This window comes from Streptomyces sp. NBC_00557, assembly GCF_036345995.1.
In the GTDB taxonomy this organism is placed as follows: domain Bacteria; phylum Actinomycetota; class Actinomycetes; order Streptomycetales; family Streptomycetaceae; genus Streptomyces.
The window spans coordinates 5,623,969-5,643,771 of the sequence record NZ_CP107796.1; the positions used below are offsets into that span (position 1 = coordinate 5,623,969).

Sequence of the window (19,803 nt, forward strand, 5' to 3'; positions counted from 1 at the left end):
GGCGGACAATTGGTAGATAGCGGATGGGTGCGGGTCGTCATGCGAGCTGTGTGTCTGCAGCAGCGGCTGGCCGCCGAAATCGCAGATCCCGCATCTTGGCTTCGAGGACGGTCATGTTGTGGAAGCCTCGTCGCTTGTTGCGTTCAGTACCACGGAAGATCACTATCTCGATGCCTAGGTCTTTGCAGAGGTCACAAGGGCAGTCGTCCCATGGCCGTTCGTCCAAGGTCTTCCTGTAGTGCTTGCTGTACTTCTCCTTCTTCTTCTCGTCGACGATCGTCAGGTAGGCCTCCAATGCTGCCACGGCCTCGTCTAGCTTCACCTGCTTCTTGTCGTAGGCGCGGAGAGCCCGCAGGCACTCTCGCTCTGCCTTGATCGCTGCCGCTTGAGAGACCTGCCCGGCGAGGATCAGCCGTTTCAGGGTTGGGTTCCCGTCGACTTGCGGGACTCTGATCGCTGTGTAAGTTCCCTTGTCAGTGTGGTAGTTGTTGCGCTCGTCCATGAAGGCCTGACGGAACGCGGACGTGCTGTCGAAGCTGGTCACACCGCGGTCCCAGAACTCCTCCATGCTGGCGATCCGCGTGATCCCCAGCAGGTGTAGCTCGGTCCCCTCGTGGCGTACTTCCTTGATCTTGTCAAGGCAGGCGATGATCTCGTGGGACTTGAGCGGAACCATGCCGCCGAGCGCGATGCGCTTGTATCCCATGTCCTGCAGTCGAGCCACGCTGTCTGCGTAGCTCGCGGGACTCCATCCTTGCGCGGCTCCGAGCGGCTGGAGTTTGCTCCTGCGGGCTTCAAGCTCGGCGAGGAATTTTTCAGCAAGATCAAGTGAAATGTGGCGCCGCTTGACCCATGCAGGGTCCACGTCTCGCTCGGAAGCCTCGGGCTTATAGCCGAAGATCACATGGTCGATGCTCACGCCCTCGTCAAACTGACACTTCTCATAGAATTCAATGACTTGCTCAACCGTGTACGGAGGCTCTTCCAGGTCAATGTAGTTGAACGCGCCGCAGTCGCCGAGGCTGGACATTCCCTCAGGGAGACGGAAGAATTCTCGAACCCCATCTCGATAGAGTCGATACCTTTGCCTATCGCTGTATTTTCCAGCGCCCTTCACGGAGCCGTCGACAATTGCTTTGCTGACCAGGATCCCCTCGTATGGGATCGGATGCACGACCTGGTGAGCGTATTTATCGTCGCGCTGCCGGACACGGTGGGTGGGATATTCCTCGTCGATAAAGTCATAGGTCGGACTGACCTGATCTTGACTGTCCGGGAAGTAGAACTTCACGACGCGCTCATCCTCGACTGAAGGTAGATTCGGATCAAAAGGTTGGACAGGGTGCTGATATGGCGGGGAGTGTTCTGGAGTTCATTCCAGGGGATGTTGAGCTCTGGCCAGCGACCCTTGGTCCAATGGCAGTAGGGCTTAACCAACGCCAGTTCCGCCATGGCCCTGTTGTAAGCGTCCTTTGATCCGATGTCCGCCGCCCCAAGAACGCGGTCCATTATCCGATCCATGAGGCGTCCCATTGATCGAATTCCGACACCATGCATGAGTCGGCTCCGAGCGGGCGAGAGTCCCCACGCATCCGGGAAGGTGTCTCTTACGGCTGTCCAGTAGACGACGAGGATATCCCTCATCGCTGCCGTGTCGGTGGTTCCGTTGGAGAGGTTCTTGTATGGAAACAGAACCCCTGAGGGAGAGAGCGACTCTTCAATAGCCGAGATGAGGCTGTTGTCCTTGACGACTGCCTCGGACTTCCTCTCGCCTGCTGTTGACGCCTGCTTGATCAGCCCTCTGAACGGTGAATCACTGTCCTGGTTCAGGGCGTTGACGAGCGCAGAGGGAAGCTTCCGAGCGGATAGCTTGGTGGGGAGTTTGGTATTGACCTCGGGCAGGAGTTCAGACACCAGGTTAGTGGGAAGGGGGGACACGGTGTTGACGCGGAGGAACTGGTCGCGTTGGACTTCGAGGTCTTCAGCAACGAAGCCGGCAATGGCGATTGGGAGCTTCGATCGCTTGGTACGCGCGAGCGCGAGGCTTCGCTGCTGTCCGTCTACAATCAAGGCGGGGCGAGGTGCTTCGTCAGATTCCGGTAGCGGGATCTCGATAGTCCCGATTGTCGCCAACCCGTCGGTGCTGTTGGGCCCTCGGCTGCCTTTGAACCGGACCGAGGAGGGAAGGGCGAGGATGAGGCCGTTCGGGAAGAGGACGTTTTCACTGTCAAGGTAGTCGAGGATCTGCTTGACGTGCTGCTTCTTCTCGGGCCGCTGATAGCCAAGCAGTTTCCCTGCCTCGTCGCGGGAGATCCGTGCGACGTCGGCAACACGGTCTACCTCTCCGGCCTGCAGGGCGAAGAGGTAGAGGGGAATGTCTGGATTCTGCTCGATACGCAGTGCTCTGCGCCGGATCGGGTTCTCCGTCACGACTGCCCCACGGTCTTGATGTATAGGTTGGCGAAGCGGCTCTGTTCGCAGGCCCGGCCCTCAGCTCGGAGCTGGCGCAAGAGGCGTGTCCGCGAGATCCCCGGCTGGGATGCGGTTTGCTGTCGGACGAATGTGATTATCTCGTCATCGGTCATCGGCTTGCGGTTGTGCTGCTCGGGCCTCGATTCGCTAGCCGCCCACTTCTTCCAGGAGTCGCTGGTAGCTGGCGAGGTGAGTTGACCGTCCTCGCAGTGCTGGAGCCATGACGCGGCCATGCGCACGTTCAGGCTCGTCAGTGTTCCGCCCAGGGCATGTCTGAGTCCTGCATCGGCCGGGACTCTTTGGATGCCGGGGATCTCTTCGACGCCGCCGACGAGGAGTGCCTCACTCGCAACCGCGGCCAGGGCACGCAGTTCTTCTCCCATAGCTTTCGCATAAACCTCGGAGAGCACCATGAGGACGGGGCCGTTCTTGCCGAGCTCCTGCAGCGTTGCGCGGCCCGTTCCCTCTTGGAGACGGCCCCACCATTGAGCACTGCCTGCCGCGGAGGTAGCCACCGAGTCTGCGTGTCGGGTACTGAAGGTCGCCGCGTACGAGGGAGCTGACGCAGATACCGGCTGAAGACCGAGGCCGGCGGATGCTACCCAGAGGTCGGCGGCGAATCCTGCCTTGGAGGCCGTATCAACCAGACGGCGCGCCTGCGCCCAGTGGTCGCCGCGATAGAGCTCGGCGAGTGCGTGCGTGTGGGAGGCACCCTTAACGCGCTCAGCCCAGAGCGCAGCGCGCTCTTTCACAGACCCGCTCGGGAGCGACCTCGCATGCAGTGCATCCTCTGGCGCCGCAGCCTTGCGGTCTGTGCACGTGACTACCAGCGTTAGTTGCCTCACGCGGCCCTGCTCCCCGACGAGTATAACTGGAAGGTTGTTGCCGTTACTCTACCTGCCAGTTTTCACGCTAGTGTTCAGCTGTACACGTGAGGGCTAACTAGGGAGCAGGCATGGCGGAGCGTCCCGCGATCGTTCTACTGAGTGGCGGGCTGGACTCGACGACTGTTCTGGCGATCGCCAAGGACCAGGGCTACACGCCGTACGCGCTGAGCTTCCGCTACGGCCAGCGGCACAGTGTGGAGCTTGAGGCCGCGAAGCGCGTGGCTGCGGCGCAGGGGGTCGCACGTCATGTGATCGCGGACATCGACCTGCGGGTTTTCGGTGGCTCGGCGCTCACGTCGGACATCGAGGTTCCGAAGCACGAGTCTCTGGACGCCGCTGACGACAAGGGCATCGACAGCAGCGTGCCCATCACCTACGTTCCGGCACGCAACACGATCTTCCTGTCTTTCGCGCTGGCGTACGCGGAGACGGTCGGGGCGAGCGACATCTTCACGGGCGTGACCGCCGTCGACTACAGCGGCTACCCGGACTGCCGACCCGAATACATGGAGGCCTACGAGCGCATGGCCAACCTGGCCACCCGCGCCGGGGTCGAGGGCACGCAGAAGCTCAAGCTGCACTCCCCGCTCATCTCCATGTCGAAGGCCGACATCGTCCGTGAGGGCCTGCGCCTCGGTGTCGACTACTCCCTGACGTCCTCGTGCTACGACCCGGACGATCAGGGACGAGCCTGTGGGCACTGCGAAACCTGCCTGCTTCGCCTCAAGGGATTCGCGGAAGCCGGCGTCACCGATCCCGTGCAGTACCAGGGCGCGTGAGAATGACCTACCTGGTCAAGGAGATCTTCTACACCCTGCAAGGTGAAGGGAGTCACGCAGGCCGTCCGGCTGTCTTCTGCCGCTTCTCCAGGTGCAACCTGTGGACGGGCCTGGAGAAGGATCGGCACCGTGCGATCTGCCAGTTCTGCGACACAGATTTCGTCGGAACTGACGGAGAGGGTGGCGGCAAGTTTCGGACCCCGGACGACCTCGCTCAGGCGGTCGAAAAGGCGTGGCCGTCGGCATCTAGGGAGCACCGCTTCGTGGTGTGCACGGGCGGAGAACCGCTTCTGCAACTCGATGAAGAAGCGATCGATGCCTTTCATGCACGCGGCTTCGAGGTGGCAGTCGAGACGAACGGCACGCGTGTGCCGCCCAAGGGCATCGACTGGCTCTGCGTGAGCCCCAAGATCGGCTCTGAGCTGGTCGTGACCAGCGGAGACGAACTGAAGTTGGTCTACCCCCAGTTGGGAGGTGACCCACGTCAGTTCGAGCAGTTGGACTTCCGGTACTTCCGCCTCCAGCCCATGGACAACCCTGACGTTGAGGCCAACACCAGGGCGACGGTCGAGTACTGCATGAAGAACCCGCGCTGGACCCTCTCTCTCCAGACGCACAAGTATCTGGGAATTCAGTAATGGAAATCTTTCGCGAGTTCACGTTCGAAGCCGCGCACCGTCTGCCCAACGTTCCTGAGGGACACAAGTGTGCGCGCCTCCACGGCCACTCTTACAAGGTCATCGTCCACGTAGAGGCACCCGTCGACCCTGAGGCGGGTTGGGTCATGGACTTCGGGGACCTCAAGAAGGCGTTCAAGCCCATCGAAGCCCGACTCGATCACTACTACCTCAACGACATCGAGGGTCTGGACAACCCGACCAGCGAGGTCCTCGCCCGCTGGATCTGGGATCGGTTGAAGCCGGCGCTGCCCGACCTCTCTGCACTCACCGTCCGCGAAACGTGCACGTCCGGCTGCACTTATCGGGGCGAGTGACCATGCACGACATCCAGAACGAGACCGATGCCCGAGGTATCGAGATCGACGACGTGGGCATCAGCGGGCTGCGGTACCCGCTGTACTTCGAGGACGGTCACCTCCGCCAGGAGGGGATCGCCGAGATCGAAGTGACCGTGCGGCTCCAACACGACCGCCGCGGAACTCACATGAGCCGCATGGTGGCCTTCGCGCATGAGTACCTGCGCCGGTTCGATCCCCGCAAGCTGCCGTACCTCCTGAAGGTCGGGGCGGATCTCCTGGACGCGCCGGCGTTCGCAGTGGCGATCGATCTTCCCTTGAGTACGACAGTGGTGGCACCTGCTAGCGGTCAAGAGTCGCTACAGGTCCACGATGTTCGCTTCGAAGGCCGCTGGGACACCGGTGCCACCTCGGTGGTCACGTCCGTCACCACCGAGGTGACCAGCCTATGTCCGTGCTCGAAAGCTATCTCGGACTACGGTGCGCACAACCAGCGCAGCCAGGTCACTCTGTCCGTGACGGGACACGGGGATACGCCTTACCCCTTCGGTGTGCAGGAGGCTGTCAGGCTTCTGGAGCGGTGCGCGTCCGCGCCGGTCGTTCCCTTGGTGAAGCGCCCCGATGAGCGAGTGCTGACGATGCAGGCGTACGACCACCCCATGTTCGTCGAGGACATGGTTCGGAAAGTCAGCTACGACTGCCGCGAGCGAGGTCTTCGCCACCGTGTGAAGGTCCGCAACCTGGAAAGCATCCATAGCCACGACGCCGTCGCTTACGTCACTGGATGATTTTTGTGGCCGGTGCAGGGGCTTACTGGAGCGCCCAGCGGCCGTGTCTTGCGACCCGATGCGATTTGCGGAATGAGACACCGGCCATCCAGCGCGGTCTGAGGGTGACACGAGGGTTGTACGACAGTGGTACGACCTGAAGCTTTCGTGTTCCGTTGGTTTTCTTTGCTGCAGTGCGTGGCCGACCCGGTTGGGGCGGCACACGCACTGCAGCACTGTTTGACCTACCGGCCAATCACTCCTTCTGCGGCAGCGTCACGCCGGAGAGCTGAGTGCCGTGGCTGCGCAGGGTTGAGGAACCACTTGCGCGCGGAGGCCAGCCACCAGATGCCGCAGAAGGCGATGACGACTCCGACCGCGACGGGCGCGTAGTTGAAGGTGTTCGCGGTGACGGGGGAGGTCTGCGGCAGCATGAACAGCACGGTGATCACGAACACCCAGGCGACGGCGATCGTGCCGACGACGGGAGACCAGGAGCCGAGGTGCCAGGGGCCGCGCTCGAACCGGCTCCCCTGGCGGAGCCGGAGATAGGTCGGGATGACGTAGGCGATGTACAGGCCGATGGTCGCGATCGACGTGACGGCCGCATACGCGGTGGTGTTCCACAGGTAGGGCAGCCCGAGGACGAAGGCGCCGCCAGTGGCGAGCCAGACGGCGTTGGTGGGCGTGCGCGTGGCGGGGTTCAGCTGGTGCCACACCTTGGAGAAGGGCAGGGCGCCGTCCCGGGAGAAGGCGTAGATCATGCGGGAGTTGGCCGTGACGGACGCCATGCCGCAAAAGAGCTGGGCGACGATGACAACCAGCAGCAGCCACTTGCCGGCTGCCGCGCCGAGGGCGTCCATGAGGATCTGCGCCGGGGGCACCCCCGTCGCCGAGCCGAGTGCGCCGGCGTAGGACTGGATGGCGTAGGTAAAGCCGAACAGCAGGACGAAGCCGGCGGCGAGGGAGACCAGGATCGAGCAGACGATGCCCTTGGGGCCGGCGGTGGAGGCGTCGATGGTCTCCTCGGTCATGTGGGCGGAGGCGTCGTAGCCGGTGAAGGTGTACTGCGCCATCAGCAGTCCGATCAGCACCACGTAGGCGCTGGAGGAGAAGCCGGTGTTGTTCACGAACTCGCCGAAGACGAACCCGGTCGACTGGTGGTGGTTGGGCACGAGCACCAGGGTGCCGCAGATGATGACGACGCCGAGGATGTGCCACCAGATGGACACCTCGTTGAGGAAGGCGACGATCCGGACCCCGAAGGTGTTCAGCACGCCGTGCAGGGCGAGGATGATCCCGAACAGCGCGATGGTGTGGCCGGGCGTGGCCGCGAAGCCGAACTGAAGGTCGAGCAGGGCGTTGAGGAAGGTCGCGGCGCCGAAGTCGACGCCCGCGGTCACCGCTATCTGGCCCAGGGCGTTGAACCAGCCGGTGAACCACGCCCACGCTGCGGCCGTTCTCGCGGGGGCCATGCGGTGTGCCCAGAAGTACAGGCCGGCGCTGGTCGGGTAGGAGGAGCAGACCTCGGCCATTGTCAGGCCGACGAACAAGGTCATCAGGCCGACGAACAGCCAGCCCCACATGATCACGGCCGGGCCACCGGTGTTCATGCCGTAGCCGTACAGGGTCATGCAGCCGGACAGGATCGAGATGATCGTGAAGCTGACTCCGAAGTTGGCCCGGCCAGACATGGAACGGGCTAGCGTCTGCTGGTAGCCGAGTTGCTTCAGGCGTTCCTCGTCGGACACGCGGGAGACGTCAAGAGGCATAGGAATGCTGCCCTTCGTACGTTGATGGGTGGTCTCGGTGCTCAGTGGTGCCGGCTCCGCGGCGGGCTGTAGGCCCAGGCGCGGTGCCGCAGGAACAGTTGGTCGGCCTGGCCGCAGTAGGACCAGGGCACCTGAGTGGCGTAGGGGCCGATCGCGTCGAAGACCTCCGCAGCCTCGCTGTGGCGGTTGGCGAAAGACAGGGCGTGCGCGAGGTAGTTGGCGTCGTCCGCGAAGCAGGCGTGCGGACGTGGCGTGCGGTAGCGCCACCAGCGTTCCAACACAGGGTCGATCTGCGGGCAGTCGATCCAGGGATGGATGGTCAGCCCGTACGCCATTTGGTCCATCTCTTGTCGCGAGCGGTGGGCCTCGGCGATCACGACCAGCGGCAGGACCGCGATTGGCAGTCCCCGTGGAGCAATGGACGCCTGCTCCTCGGCCCACCACATGGCTTCCCCCGGCTCGCCGTGATGGCGCGGGAACAGGTAGGTGACGGCCTCGTGGTGCGCCTCGCGGTTCCAGGGATCACGCTGCTTGATCTCCGCCCATACCTGCCGCAGGGTCGCCCGGTCCGGAGCGTGCGTCCGCAACAGTGCGAGCATCACCACCAGGGGCGCCACGTCGTGCGGCCACACCTCCAGGGCGGAACGACAGGTGGCCCACGACTCTTCCATCAGCGACCAGCCGGAGTCACGCCCGGCGATCATCGCGCGCAGCGCCTGCACGTTCGCGAGGAGGGCCAGGGCGTGTGGCGAGCGCGGCTCTGCCTTCGCCCAGGTATCGGCGAACCGCAATCGCGCCCCCGCTTCAGCGAGAACCTGCAGGCGGAAGATCCTGCGATCCCAGTCGGTACCGGTTGAGGCCAGCAAGTCCCGCGGGCCCTCCCATCGCCCCATCGAGGCGTCCTCAAGGACCCGTCGCAGCGTGTCATCATCTCTTGCTGGGCGCATGTCAAGAGACGACTGGCCTCCAGTTGTAGGCATCATGTTCGCTCCGGTAGCCCTCTCCTGCCTGTTCAGCAGGACGAGGCGAGGTCGTCAGTCGGCCCGGATCTCGGTGCCGAGGCCGCCGAGATGGTCCGCAGGTGGACGGGGCCCGTACGCACCAGCCTGGCCTTCGGGGTGAAGCAGTCGACGATGGTCATGTGGTTCGCCGCCGGGCGCACTCGGCCGTTGATGATGACGTCGGGCTACAGGCCGGAGGCGGCCAGGAAGGCGTGGACCTGGTCGATGGTGATGGCCGGCCAGGGGTCGTTCGGGCCGGCGTGCCCGGAGACCGATCGACCCGAGCGGCAGGCAGAGGACGGACCGCTCGCCGGGCTCGGTGAGCGCGGTGAAGGCCCGTCTGAGGCTGTCGGTCGTCACCTCCTGCTTCGCCGCCCGAAGCGGATCAGGAACTCGTTCTCCTCCGCGAAGGTGTCGTCCTTGCTGAAGTCCGTGAGTCGTTCTCTGACTGCGGTTTCGAATTCCGGCAGCCGGTCACCGAAGAGGTGGGGTGCGGCGAAGGAGGTGGAGTAGAGGTAGCCGAGGATGTTCTCGGTGGTCCATGTTCGGTGGACGGGGATCCGGGTCTCCTCGACCTGGTCGAAGGTGGACTCCTCCATGACGTCGGTGTAGGGGCGGTTGTGGTGCTGGAAGGTGCCGGAGCCGGCCCGCCGTTCCTCGCCGAGGAACGTCTTGATGATGTCTCGGACGGCTTCCTTCCAGGGGCTGGTGGCGGTCCAGAAGCTGCTGTCGCTGAAGATGGCGACGACACCGTCGGGCGCGACCTGATCCTCCAGGCGGGCCAGCACGGCGGCCTGGTCGAGCCAGTGGAATGCGCGGCAGATGGTGACCAGGTTGGCCTTCCAGCCGGCAGGCGGCACGAAGTCTTCGGCGGCGCTCTCGACGAGCGACAGGCGCGAGCCCTCGGGGAGCTTCGGGCGCAGTGCCGTCTCCGCCGCGGCGAGCATGTCGGCGTCGTTGTCGATGGCGATGATGTCGTCGAAGCGGCTGAGCAGCGCCTCGGCGACGAGTCCGGTGCCGGTGCCGACGTCGAGCAGGCGTCGTGGATCGCCGGATCGGGGCGGGGCGGCTTGGTCCAGGATCGCGGCGATGTCTTCGGGGATGCCGGGGCGGAACTGGCGGTAGTAGCTGGCGGTTCCGGTGAAAAGGCTCATGTGGCCCTCCGTGCTGTTAGGCGCTGGATGTCGTTGGCAGTTGTCGCCAGGTGTCGGCGATGGATGGGTATCTCCCGCCGACGCACTGCTACGGTCGCGTGTATGACTCTCTCGGTCTCCACGGGTCAGGCTGTTGATCTACGGGTGCAGCCGGTTGACGAGGTTCTTGATCGCGTCGAGCGGTCTCTGCAAGTGCGCTTGCTCCCGAATACGGTCGTGCGCAAGCGCCGGTCTGTGGGAGCCCGAACGGAGCGTGATACCTGGGTTCGGGTCGAGCGACGCTTGCTCGACAAGGTCACTAGCCAAGGATGGAACGGCACCGAGTGTGCTGCTTGCTTGGAAGGTGTTGCCCAGCCGGCATGGCAGGGATGTGTGGTCTGGCGGGACGCGAACGGGCCGGTGCTGTGGCGGGCAGACGAAACGGACCTCCTGCCTGGGCCTCCTGTCGGAAACGCCATCTTGAGTCGAGCCCCGGGACTGTCGGACGAGTGGTGGGAGGCGTTGAACGCCTCGCTGGGCGCGCTGGCATCGCACAAGACGAGCCGGGTCGCCACACCGGACACCGTCACCATCACCCAGGCTCTTGTCACCGAGTCCATTCGCGGTGTCTTCTCCGGCGACTTTGATACGACCGTCGAGCGGTGGATGCCGGCCCACGCGGACTTGAACTGGGCCAACGTGACCGCTCCGGTGTTCAGCCTTTTCGACTGGGAGGACTGGGGTAACGCACCGCTGGGGCTGGACTCCGCCTCACTGTGGGCGAGTTCCCTTGCTGTCCCGGCTCTGGCCGATCGCGTATGGCACGAGCGCCGGTCCGACTTCGAGAGCCGCGACGGCAAACTGATGACGTTGTTCGTCTGCTCGAAGATCCTCGGACCGTATGCGCATCCGGAGGACCCTCGGCTGGAGCCCGCGCGGCGCATGGCCGAGCAGGTTATCGACGAGCTTCAGGGAGGCTGACTGCGCGAGCGGTCTCGAAGGAGACTTCGATACTCCTGGACGGTCCGCTCCTCCACCTCGCTCGCCAAGGCATCGACGAGTTGGCCCAGATGGGCGGGTTCATCGGTGCCCACGGCTACGGAGCAGGCGCCGGGGAGGTGATAGGCGGCCCGGAAGGCCGCCTGCACGGGGGAGCGGCGGCTGCTGTCCCGGAGGAAGACGCGTGGGTCGATCCTGCCCCACACCGAGGCGCTGGTGCTGCCTCCGAAAGGACTCATCCCCCACACCTCGCCGCCACCCAGGTCCCACGCCTCGATGAGGGCATCGGCAGCATCCAGCGTTCTGGTTCCGACAAGCAAACCGGCGCGGACCATGAGGACCGATGGCGTCGGCGCGGTCGTGTCGATCAGGCTCAGCATGGGTGACGGGTCCCAGGACGCGACGCCCCAGGCGGCGCACAGCCCTTTCGCTGTGGCGTCGTCAAGGGCGGTGCACGCCTGTGCCAGCACGTCCTGTTTTTCGGAGGCGGCTTCGCGGAGCGAATGTTCCGGGTTGTGCAGGAAAACCACGTCCGGCTCCCGTCCAAGGTCGACGGCCGCCTGTTCCACAGCCGCGTGCAGCCGTACGGGATCCAGGGAGTGCTCCACTCCGCCCGGCCCCGGGAAGTAACCGACCTTCGTGGAGACCGTGAACTTCGGCAGCAGGTCACCGGCTGTCCGCGCCAGAACGCGATGTGAGCAGAAACCGAGGTAGTTGGTGCTGGTGTCGAGCGCGGTCACACCGAGGTCCAGCGCCCCGGTCAGGAGACGGCGTTCATGACGAGACCGGTGTAGCCCGAGGACAACTCGGGGGTCAGCACCGCGCATAGCTCCTCCTTCACCAGAATTTCGGCGACCTCCGTGACTTCGGCACCGACGACGGCCGTGGCCCTCTCCAGCGCGACCGGATTGCCGCTCAGCAGCAGACGCAGCGCGGGCAGGGCCTTGGCTGCGAGGGTGAGCTTCTTCCCCGACGCCACGATGTCGACCGTTTCCCCGCTTTCCTGGATCCGGGGAGGGAAGTGCGTGGTGCACACCACGGCGTCGAGCGGCCCGAGGATGTCGAGGAACGGCACATGCCGAGGCAGCGTCGTCGCCTGCTCGTACGCGGCCAGGAAGTCGGCCGGCGGGCGTTCGCCAATCAGCTGGGCGGCAGCGGCGGTCAGGGCTTCGCCATCGGCTTCGTGCCAGCGGTCCAGGTCGTGACGGAAGGTCTCGCGCTCGCGGCACCAGTCGGCCAGCCACGCGAGCCAGCTCGCTCCCGTGCGCTTGGTGATGCCGAACGTGACGTGAAGGCTTTTGCCGGAGCCGCTGCCGGTCCGTGTTGCCTGGTGCCAGTGGCCTCGGGGAATGTGCATGACGTCGCCGGTCCGCATGACGCCGGACCAGATGATCTCGTCGCTGGGAGTGTTGTTGGGGTCGGAGTCCCGGTACATCGGGACTTTGCGGGAGGACGCGCGCACCTCCCACTCCTTCTCACCCGCGAGTTGGACGATCACCACATCGTGGTCATCCCAGTGCAGGGGGAAGCCTGCGGCGTCGTTCGTCGTCAGGTACGCGTTGACCTGTACTCGCTCGTGGGACCACCACTGCAGGGCCCGGCACGCGACCTCCATCGTCGGGTCGAAGACGTTGGCCTGGTCCAGGATGAGCGTCGCGCCCTCCCGCAGGAGCCTGCCCAGGCTACGCATGTTGACCATGGGGATGCTTTGGCCGCGGGGGCTGACGCTGTCGGTGTAGTAGATGGCCGGGTGGACCTCCTGGCCCTTTTGGAAGCATCGGAACTGCGGGCGGTTCAGGCTTCTGCGCATCGCTATGTCGAGCAGGCGGTTCGGAGTCATGATGCGGGAGACGAGCGCGGGGGCGTCCATGCTCCCGCGTACGAAGTTCTTGCCCAGCTCCTCGGCTCCGCTCCAACCGAGTGCTGTCTCGATGGCGTGGATCAGTTGGTGTTCCATCGCTGCGTCCTCCACGGGTTCGACCAGGTGATTCGGACACGGTGGGGCCGGCACAGCCGATGGCGCCGGCCCCAGCCGCTTGGTGCCTGCCTACTCGCTGTCGTGCAGGTTGCCGTCGCCGCCCGGCCACGGCGCGTCGCCGGAACTCCCGGCGTTGTCCGATCGGAGGCTGTCGTACCGGTCGTGCACGGCGGTCAGCTCTTCGACCGCCATCAGCAGGCCGCTACGGGCCGGAGGCGGTGCCGTGCGCTCTTCCACCTCGTGCTCCTTCCTCTTCGGGTCTCCAGCCGGGGATCCGGCGGGAGGTCATGGCCGCCTCACGGCCGTGGGAGAGATGGATTTCCGTGAGGCGGCGGTCATTGGGGTTGCACGGTGAGTCGCAGCGCGAAACATGAGGCCAGAAAGCGGAGTTGTTCGCAATGCGTGCCGTTCCATCACGCGACTGCAAGGGTGAGCGACTCGGGCTCGGCTACGACCCCGCGCTTCGGCCGGAGCGTGAACAACCTGCGCAGAACGGCGGCTCGCGTAGCGGGCGCTGTCATGGGAAGCGTGATCTCCGCCCATACGCGCTTCCCGCCTTCGGAGGGCTCCCAGGCACACCGCGAGGCAAGGAGATCGACCAGTGCCAGGCCGCGACCGTTCTCGTCATCGTCCTGCGGACAACTCAGTTGGGGGGCGGAGGAATTGCCGTCGAGGACGTCGATCACCAAGCGACCGGGCCGGTGATACAGGGCGACGGTGACGGGCCCCTCGCCATGGACGACGGCGTTGGTGATGAGCTCGGAGGCGACAAGGCGGATAGCGTCGGCTGTCTCGTTGTCCATCGGCACGCCCCACGTACGTACCTTGTGGACGACCTCGCGCCGGGCGAGAGGCACGTTCCTTTCCGTACCCGCGAGGACGAACTGATGGACGAGCGTGGTCATGGCGGACGCCTCCGATGAGCTGGAGAGCGGCTCCGTTCCCGACGGGGAAACGGGGACGGAGCCGCCGATCTGAGGAGCCGTTCCGGGAGCGGACGCTCTATGCGTGCCTGTGGACGGCTGATAGTCAGTCAACGGCGCTGGGCCGCACGGCGGAACGTTTCTAGGGGGTTTCTCGTGGGGACGCCCTCCCCGTACGCGGACACGCGAAGTAACCTCCCCAATACGCCGTGAGGGGATGACGGGAGTGATGACGTGCCTGGTGAGCCGTTGGCAGTCCACCCGCTGAGCTTCCTCCGCCAGATGCGCGGATGGGGGAAGGCAGAGTTCGCCCGACTCATGCAGGCGCACGGCAGGTCACTCGGAATCCCGCTCGCGACCAACCGGACGACCGTGTGGAAGTGGGAGCAAGGACAGGAGCCGGACGCGGACGCTCAGCGCGTGCTAGCCGACTTGCTGTGTGTTCCGTACGAGCAGGTGCGGGAAGAGGGGTGGCCCCGGTGGCTTCCGGTATGGGAGGTGACGGGTCTCACCGTACCGTGGACCGAGGCCGGTACCGTTGAGGCGTTGTCCGAACTTGTGGGGAGTGGCCGCATGGACCGCCGGGGCTTTCTCACCATCACCGGCGCCGCCCTGACAGGGCTCGCGGCGAGCTGGGTGGACGCGCCCTCTGCTTTCGCCTCGGCTTTTAACGGGGATCAAGTCACGGACACGATGGTTTCGACGATCGAGCAGCGCATCAGCACGCTTCGAACGCTCGACGACCAGCTCGGAGGCGCCAGGCTCCTGGAGCAGGCACGCGGTGATCTCGCGCTGGTCACCGGTCTCCTGAGCGCAGGCCGGTATACGGACAAGGTGCGCGTCCGCCTCTACGCTTTGGCGGCCCGGGTGTCGCACCTGACCGGCTGGATGGCCTATGACGCCGGGCTGCGGTCTGCCGGCCAGCGGTACTACGTTGGCGCCCTGCGGAGTGCCCGTACTGCTGGAGACGACGCCTTCGGCGCGTTCATCCTCGCGGAGATGGGCGTTCACGTCTCAGAGGCCGGACGAACTGCTGAGCGTGTCGACCTCATCTCGACCGCCATCGACAACGCCCCTCGAACACTGTCGCCATATACCCAGTCGTTCCTTTACCTGCACAAGGCCGAGGCTCTGTCGCGTGACGGCGCCCACCGGGAGGCCGGAAGGGCGCTCAACCGCGCCGTGTCTCTCTGGGAGCGCGGCGCGGCGGAGGAGAGCCCGGACTGGCTCGACTGGTTCGGTGAGGCTCAACTGAAGTCGACCGAGGGCAAGGTTCTGTTGAGGTCGGGGCAGTTAGAGCGCGCGACTGGTTCCCTGGAGACTTCCGTGAAGAGCGCGGCTCCTCGGGACAAGGCCGTCCGGTCCAGCCGCCTGGCTGAGGCTCGGCTCGCTGGTGGTGACCTGGAGGGGGCGCTGCACGCGGCGAACTACGGTGTTGGGCTCCTGGAGGACAGTGTCAGCTCCGTAAGGGCTGTGGACCGCTTGAAGGAATTCTCCGCACAGCTGGAACCGCGCAGATCCGTCCCCTCTGTCCGCGAGTTTCGGGAGCGACTTCAGGCGCTGCCTGTCGCAGTGTGAAACTCACCGTATCGGACGCCGAGGGCGGGCCCGCCCGGCCGGAGTGGTCGGTGCAAATGCCAGGATGGACGGCATGACGAGGATCGACGGTGAGGTCGCTGCTGGGTTCGAACCGGTGCGTGAGGCGTTCGCGGCGAACTTCTCTCAGCACGGGGACATCGGCGCGGCGGTGTGCGTGTACCAGTACGGCCGGCCGGTGGTGGACCTGTGGGGCGGCGTCGCAGCCCCGGAGACCGGCCGGGCGTGGACACGGGACACGCTGCAGCTCGTCTACTCGGCCACCAAGGGGGCGACCGCGACCGCGGCGCACATGCTAGCCGAGCGTGGCGCGCTGGACTTGGACGCGCCGGTGGCGAAGTACTGGCCGGAGTTCGCCGCGAACGGCAAGGCGGACATCCCGGTGCGCTGGCTGTTGTCCCACCAGGCGGGCTTGATCGCGCTAGACGAGCCGGTACCGCTGAACGAGGCGTTGAGCTGGGCTCCGATGGCGGCCGCACTGGCCGCGCAGCGTCCCTTGTGGACTCCAGGTACCGCACACGGGTATCACGGTCGGACCTGGGGCTGGCTTGTCGGCGAGGTGATCCGCCGAGTGTCCGGCCGGACGCCGGGCCGCTTCTTCGCCGACGAGATCGCCGTCCCCCTCGGCCTGGACTTCTTCATCGGATTGCCAGCGGATGACCGCGACCGGGTCAGTCGCATGGTGTACAAGCGACCGGACGTCGACCTCACCACTGTGCCCGTCGAGTCGATTCCCGAGGAACTCCGCGAACTGGTGGCCGCCTGGCGCGACCCGAACTCATTCAGCAACAGGGCGTACGCGGTCACCGACCCGGCCGAGATCGACTTCGATTCGCCCGAGGTGCAGGCTGCTGAACTCCCGGGCTCTAACGGCATCGGCACCGCACGCGGACTGGCGCGCATGTACGCTGCGCTGATCGGCGAGGTGGACGGGATGCGCCTGCTCTCACCGGAAACCGTCGCATCGGCGACCAAGGAGCAGGCCAGCGGGACGGACCAAGTGATGGTAGTACCAAGCCGATTCAGCTCCGGATACATGCTGCCCACAGAGGCCAACCCCATGACAGGTCCGAACGCCTTCGGACACACCGGCCGAGGCGGCTCACTCGGCTTCGCCGACCCGGAGCACGGCGTCGCCTTCGGCTACGTCATGAACCACATCATCGGTGGCCCCCACGATGTGCGCGCGACGTTGCTGGTCGATGCGGTGCGAAGGTCGCTGGGATAACCGATCCTCGGGGTAAAGGCATGAGCTCCGGGCGGCAGCCCGGGCGTTGCGTTAGTCACCGAAGGGTTTCTCGATTGCGGACGCGATCGCGGTGTCCGTATCCTTCCCGGCAACGCGTTGACGGAGACGAGTAGCCCGGGATCACGCGAGCCGGAGAGAGCTGCTGGCAGCTGGGAAGGCAGCCTCGCGTCCCAGGGTGAATCCCCTCCCGAGTGCGGGGAGGAACGGCCTCATGGCAGGTCCAATGCCCCGCCGGTTGGCCCCCGTGACAGGGTCTGAAAGAGGCCACCACTCGGTGGTGGCGAAGGCGCGGTGGCACCGCGAGTTGCCCCTTCTCGCCCGCGCTCCCAAGGGATCACGTCATGATGACTGATCGAATGGAGCACGGCACGATGATCGATGTCACCCTGATTCGCCAGAATCCAGCACATGTCGAGCAGGCGTTGGCCAAGCGAGCGGTCTACGTGGACCTCGATGAGTTTCTTCGCGTGGACGACGACTATCGGCAGGTGCGGGCTGAGGTGGAGCGCCTTCGTGGGGAGCGCAAAAGGATCTCGGGCGAGATCGCGAAGCGGCAGCGGGTGGGCGAGGACACGGCAAGTCTGCACGGCGAAGCATCGTCGGTGGGCGAGCAGCTGACCGCCGTCGAGGCGCGGCTCATCGAACTGGAGCAGGCGCGTCAGGCCTTTCTTGATCCGCTGCCGAACCTTCCCGACGCGGACGTGCTGGCCGGCGGCAAGGAGAACAACGAGGTCATTCGTGAAGCCGGCCAGCGTCCGGAGTTCGGTTTCACGCCCAGGGACCATGTGGAGCTCGCTCGGACTCTGGGCTTGGTCGACTATGAGCGGGGCACGAAGCTCGGCGGCAGCGGCTTCTGGATCTATCGGGGTGACGGCGCGCTCCTGGAGTGGGCGCTGCTGAACCACTTCTTGGAGGCTCATGTGCGGGACGGTTACGAGTTCGTGCTGCCGCCGCACATCCTGACCTTCGCGGCCGGGTACACGGCTGGCCAGTTCCCCAAGTTCGCCGACGAGGTGTTCGTCCTGGAGCACGGCGAGCAAGGCCCGGAACGGTTCCTGCTGCCTACTGCGGAGACCGCGTTGGTCAATCTCCACCGGGACGAGACACTGGCCGAGGCGGAGCTGCCGCGGAAGTACGTCGCCTACACGCCGTGCTACCGCAAGGAGGCCGGCGGCTACCGCACGGCCGAGCGAGGGACCCTGCGTGGGCACCAGTTCAACAAGGTCGAGCTGTTCCAGTTCACCCGCCCCGACGCCTCGGACGCCGCACACGAGGAGCTTCTCGGCAAGGCAGAGGACTTGGTGAGGACGCTGAACCTGCACTATCGGATCACGCGACTCGCGGCCGAGGACACCAGCGCATCGATGGCCAAGACGTACGACATCGAAGTGTGGCTTCCGAGCATCGAGGCGTACGTCGAAGTCAGCTCGGTGTCGAATGCCCGCGACTATCAGGCGAGGCGTGGCAACATCCGCTACCGGCCCCAGCGGGGCAAGTCGACGTTCGTCCACACCCTGAACGGCTCGGGTCTGGCCACGAGCAGGCTAGTGCCCGCGCTACTGGAGCAGCACCAGCGGGCCGACGGCACGGTGGAGGTTCCCGAGGTGCTGCGCAAGTGGATCCCGAGCGGCGTCCTCGCAGCGCGGTCGCCGGCCTGAGCAGAGCGGGCTGTCTGTCGACCGCTGAAGGGGTGGGCCTGAGGTCAGAGGGCCCACCCACGTCGGTCGGCCAGCCATCGCAGTGTGACCTCTCCACACCAGGTCTGGTGCTGGCGAATGTGTGGTGACCAGTCTGCTGGGGGCTGTCCGCCGGAGCTGAGGAAGAACCCTGAGAGGGCGGCGAGTGCCGCGTCGAGTTGCTCGCTGGCGACTCCGCGGGCGGTGGGGTGCCGTACGAACAGGGACGTGGCATCGTGGCCGTCGGCGTAGGCGGTGGCCAGGAGCAGGACGAGGTCGAACCAGCTCGCCCCCAGGCAGGGCCAATTCCAGTCACAGATCCACGCGGCGCCGTACGCGTCGATCAGCACGTTGTCCTGGCGTAGGTCGTGGTGGAGGACGGCATTGCCTGCGACGGCCTGCCGCCATCCGCCTTCCAGGCTGGCCAGCACGTCCAGCAGGTCGAGCGGCACCCAGGAAGGCAGTGTGCCCGTGGGTGTGCCGCCTCTGGCGAGGGCGCGCCAGTCGGCGAAGTCACCGCCGTCACCCACGGGCTTGAGACCCACTTGTTGGAGTGCTGTGGATGGGGTGGAGAGTGCCTCGGCCGTGATCGTGTAGGCATCGAGGGTGGCCGTGAGCTCATCAGGCTTCCATGGCGAGGCGGGCATCCGTCCACCGGGGACAGCGTCGATGCCGAGAACGACCCATCCGTCGTGCTCCTCAATCCACTGCAGGCGGGGCGCCGGAATCTCTGCCGGGAGTGCCTGGTTGATCAACGCTTCCCTGCGGTAGGAGTCGGCGACCACGCTGTTGTCCAGGCTGTTGACCGCCTTGACGAACAGAGGTCCAAGGGCGCCGCGGAGTACTGCGGCGAAGCCGCTGGTAAATCCGCTCCCTGCGCTGCGCCCGGCCTGTACCGAGCCTCCGAGGCGTCGGGTGATGAGCTGGCGCACATTTTGTGGGAGGTCCTTCCAGTCTGGGCGTACCGCCGTGGCGTTGTACTGAAGGCGTGAGGTGATGACGTCAGGCATGCGGTCAGGATGGCGGAGTTGTGTTTCCCGGCGCGATGGAATTGTCACGTGGATCCGTGTCCGTCCAAATCGCCGACTGAACCTGTATGCCTCCGGGTGGCGTCATCATCAGGGCGTCCGCCACTGTCGGCGAGCAGGTCTCGCGGGCCTTCCCACCGGCCCATGGAGGCGTCCTCGAGTACGCGGCGCAGTGCGTCGTCGTCCCTCGCTGGATGCTTGTCGAGAAGTTGTCTGGTTCTCATTGCATCACGCGCCCATCCGTGCTGAGCCACGGCCACCGCTGTGGCGCAGGGCGGAGTGCTCGGGCTCGATGGCCGACACGGACGGCCCAGTCTTGAACAGGCCGATTATCGATGTTCTGGACACGCGAGTGGCGGGAGAGAGGCGTTTCTCGATTGCGTACCTGCTCGCGGTCTTCGTATCCTTCCGGACAACGCGTAGACGGAGACGAGTAGCCAGGGATCACGCGAGCAGAGAGAGCCGCCGGGAGCTGGGAAGGCGGTCTCGCGCCCCGAGGTGAAGACCCTCCCGAGCGCGGGGAGGAACGGCCCCATCTGGTGGCCCAATGCCCCGCCGGCCGGCCCC

The 19,803-nt window shown here is 65.4% G+C and carries 19 protein-coding genes; 8 read left to right on the forward strand and 11 right to left on the reverse strand.

Features of this window, described 5'->3' with window-relative positions:
• Positions 1-37: 37 nt before the first annotated feature.
• From dpdA to OG956_RS24545, 3 genes are read right to left on the reverse strand one after another with little or no spacing between them, the layout of a single operon-like run.
• Positions 38-1,291: a tRNA-guanine transglycosylase DpdA gene (dpdA, locus tag OG956_RS24535; RefSeq protein WP_330340138.1), complete on the reverse strand. Its 1,254-nt coding sequence runs from the start codon at positions 1,289-1,291 to the stop codon at positions 38-40.
• Positions 1,288-2,430 carry a DGQHR domain-containing protein DpdB gene (gene dbpB, locus OG956_RS24540; protein ID WP_330340139.1) on the reverse strand — a complete coding sequence of 381 codons (1,143 nt, stop codon included), beginning with the start codon at positions 2,428-2,430 and terminating at the stop codon, positions 1,288-1,290. The genes dpdA and dbpB overlap by 4 nt, the downstream gene beginning before the upstream one ends.
• Positions 2,427-2,987 carry a hypothetical protein gene (locus OG956_RS24545; RefSeq protein WP_330340140.1) on the reverse strand — a complete coding sequence of 187 codons (561 nt, stop codon included), beginning with the start codon at positions 2,985-2,987 and terminating at the stop codon, positions 2,427-2,429. The genes dbpB and OG956_RS24545 overlap by 4 nt, the downstream gene beginning before the upstream one ends.
• 440 nt (positions 2,988-3,427) lie before the next feature.
• Between OG956_RS24545 and queC the strand changes: the two genes are divergently transcribed.
• The 4 genes from queC to OG956_RS24565 are packed head-to-tail and all read left to right on the forward strand — an operon-like array spanning position 3,428 to position 5,902.
• Positions 3,428-4,138 (forward strand): 7-cyano-7-deazaguanine synthase QueC, encoded by a 711-nt coding sequence (queC, locus tag OG956_RS24550; RefSeq protein WP_136239803.1) that lies wholly within the window; start codon positions 3,428-3,430, stop codon positions 4,136-4,138.
• Positions 4,139-4,140: 2 nt separating this feature from the next.
• Positions 4,141-4,776, forward strand: coding sequence for a 7-carboxy-7-deazaguanine synthase (gene queE / locus OG956_RS24555; protein ID WP_330340141.1), 636 nt, complete (start codon positions 4,141-4,143; stop codon positions 4,774-4,776).
• Entirely contained in the window at positions 4,776-5,132 is a 357-nt protein-coding gene (gene queD / locus OG956_RS24560) for a 6-carboxytetrahydropterin synthase QueD (protein ID WP_136239805.1), read from the forward strand. Before queE ends, queD begins: the two co-directional genes overlap by 1 nt.
• Before the next feature lie 2 nt (positions 5,133-5,134).
• A complete protein-coding gene (locus OG956_RS24565; RefSeq protein ID WP_330340142.1) occupies positions 5,135-5,902 on the forward strand; it encodes a GTP cyclohydrolase I FolE2 in 768 nt (255 codons plus the stop codon).
• A gap of 224 nt (positions 5,903-6,126) precedes the next feature.
• On the opposite strand, the gene OG956_RS24570 is transcribed toward OG956_RS24565, so the two are convergent.
• From OG956_RS24570 to OG956_RS24580, 3 genes are all read right to left on the reverse strand, one after another.
• Positions 6,127-7,653, reverse strand: a complete 1,527-nt coding sequence (locus OG956_RS24570; protein ID WP_330340143.1) for an amino acid permease — start codon at positions 7,651-7,653, stop codon at positions 6,127-6,129.
• A gap of 41 nt (positions 7,654-7,694) precedes the next feature.
• The gene (locus OG956_RS24575; protein ID WP_330340144.1) at positions 7,695-8,519 is read right to left on the reverse strand and encodes a hypothetical protein; all 825 of its coding nucleotides are present in this window, start codon (positions 8,517-8,519) and stop codon (positions 7,695-7,697) included.
• A gap of 491 nt (positions 8,520-9,010) precedes the next feature.
• Positions 9,011-9,808, reverse strand: a complete 798-nt coding sequence (locus OG956_RS24580) for a class I SAM-dependent methyltransferase (RefSeq protein WP_330340145.1) — start codon at positions 9,806-9,808, stop codon at positions 9,011-9,013.
• 102 nt (positions 9,809-9,910) lie between these two features.
• On the opposite strand from OG956_RS24580, the gene OG956_RS24585 reads away from it, so the two are divergent.
• Complete coding sequence (locus OG956_RS24585) at positions 9,911-10,768, forward strand: hypothetical protein (protein ID WP_330340146.1); 858 nt, start codon at positions 9,911-9,913, stop codon at positions 10,766-10,768.
• Here the strand turns inward: OG956_RS24585 and OG956_RS24590 are convergent.
• From OG956_RS24590 to OG956_RS24605, 4 genes are all read right to left on the reverse strand, one after another.
• Complete coding sequence (locus OG956_RS24590) at positions 10,756-11,613, reverse strand: aldo/keto reductase (protein WP_330340147.1); 858 nt, start codon at positions 11,611-11,613, stop codon at positions 10,756-10,758. The two genes, OG956_RS24585 and OG956_RS24590, sit on opposite strands and share 13 nt — an antisense overlap.
• Positions 11,547-12,743 (reverse strand): JmjC domain-containing protein, encoded by a 1,197-nt coding sequence (locus OG956_RS24595; protein ID WP_330340148.1) that lies wholly within the window; start codon positions 12,741-12,743, stop codon positions 11,547-11,549. Before OG956_RS24595 ends, OG956_RS24590 begins: the two co-directional genes overlap by 67 nt.
• A 90-nt stretch (positions 12,744-12,833) precedes the next feature.
• Positions 12,834-13,001, reverse strand: a complete 168-nt coding sequence (locus tag OG956_RS24600) for a hypothetical protein (protein WP_004939628.1) — start codon at positions 12,999-13,001, stop codon at positions 12,834-12,836.
• Positions 13,002-13,177: 176 nt separating this feature from the next.
• Complete coding sequence (locus tag OG956_RS24605; protein ID WP_330340149.1) at positions 13,178-13,669, reverse strand: ATP-binding protein; 492 nt, start codon at positions 13,667-13,669, stop codon at positions 13,178-13,180.
• Between the two features lie 252 nt (positions 13,670-13,921).
• Here OG956_RS24605 and OG956_RS24610 point away from each other — a divergent pair, with 252 nt between their 5' ends.
• The 3 genes from OG956_RS24610 to serS all read left to right on the forward strand — a co-directional run bounded on the left by OG956_RS24610 (position 13,922) and on the right by serS (position 18,190).
• Positions 13,922-15,265, forward strand: coding sequence for a transcriptional regulator (locus tag OG956_RS24610; RefSeq protein ID WP_330340150.1), 1,344 nt, complete (start codon positions 13,922-13,924; stop codon positions 15,263-15,265).
• Positions 15,266-15,338: 73 nt separating this feature from the next.
• Entirely contained in the window at positions 15,339-16,511 is a 1,173-nt protein-coding gene (locus tag OG956_RS24615) for a serine hydrolase domain-containing protein (protein ID WP_330340151.1), read from the forward strand.
• A 362-nt stretch (positions 16,512-16,873) separates the two neighbouring features.
• Complete coding sequence (serS, locus tag OG956_RS24620; RefSeq protein ID WP_330340152.1) at positions 16,874-18,190, forward strand: serine--tRNA ligase; 1,317 nt, start codon at positions 16,874-16,876, stop codon at positions 18,188-18,190.
• Between the two features lie 44 nt (positions 18,191-18,234).
• On the opposite strand, the gene OG956_RS24625 is transcribed toward serS, so the two are convergent.
• Complete coding sequence (locus OG956_RS24625) at positions 18,235-19,218, reverse strand: phosphotransferase (RefSeq protein ID WP_330340153.1); 984 nt, start codon at positions 19,216-19,218, stop codon at positions 18,235-18,237.
• Positions 19,219-19,803 lie beyond the last annotated feature (585 nt).

Bases quoted from the DNA above. Each gene is read 5' to 3' on its own strand.
- queC (WP_136239803.1), top strand. From the start codon at position 3,428: ATGGCGGAGCGTCCCGCGATCGTTCTACTGAGTGGCGGGCTGGACTCG.
- queE (WP_330340141.1), top strand. From the start codon at position 4,141: ATGACCTACCTGGTCAAGGAGATCTTCTACACCCTGCAAGGTGAAGGG.
- queD (WP_136239805.1), top strand. From the start codon at position 4,776: ATGGAAATCTTTCGCGAGTTCACGTTCGAAGCCGCGCACCGTCTGCCC.
- OG956_RS24565 (WP_330340142.1), top strand. From the start codon at position 5,135: ATGCACGACATCCAGAACGAGACCGATGCCCGAGGTATCGAGATCGAC.
- OG956_RS24570 (WP_330340143.1), bottom strand. From the start codon at position 7,653: ATGCCTCTTGACGTCTCCCGCGTGTCCGACGAGGAACGCCTGAAGCAA.
- OG956_RS24580 (WP_330340145.1), bottom strand. From the start codon at position 9,808: ATGAGCCTTTTCACCGGAACCGCCAGCTACTACCGCCAGTTCCGCCCC.
- OG956_RS24585 (WP_330340146.1), top strand. From the start codon at position 9,911: ATGACTCTCTCGGTCTCCACGGGTCAGGCTGTTGATCTACGGGTGCAG.
- OG956_RS24590 (WP_330340147.1), bottom strand. From the start codon at position 11,613: ATGCGCGGTGCTGACCCCCGAGTTGTCCTCGGGCTACACCGGTCTCGT.
- OG956_RS24595 (WP_330340148.1), bottom strand. From the start codon at position 12,743: ATGGAACACCAACTGATCCACGCCATCGAGACAGCACTCGGTTGGAGC.
- OG956_RS24605 (WP_330340149.1), bottom strand. From the start codon at position 13,669: ATGACCACGCTCGTCCATCAGTTCGTCCTCGCGGGTACGGAAAGGAAC.
- OG956_RS24615 (WP_330340151.1), top strand. From the start codon at position 15,339: ATGACGAGGATCGACGGTGAGGTCGCTGCTGGGTTCGAACCGGTGCGT.
- serS (WP_330340152.1), top strand. From the start codon at position 16,874: ATGATGACTGATCGAATGGAGCACGGCACGATGATCGATGTCACCCTG.
- OG956_RS24625 (WP_330340153.1), bottom strand. From the start codon at position 19,218: ATGCCTGACGTCATCACCTCACGCCTTCAGTACAACGCCACGGCGGTA.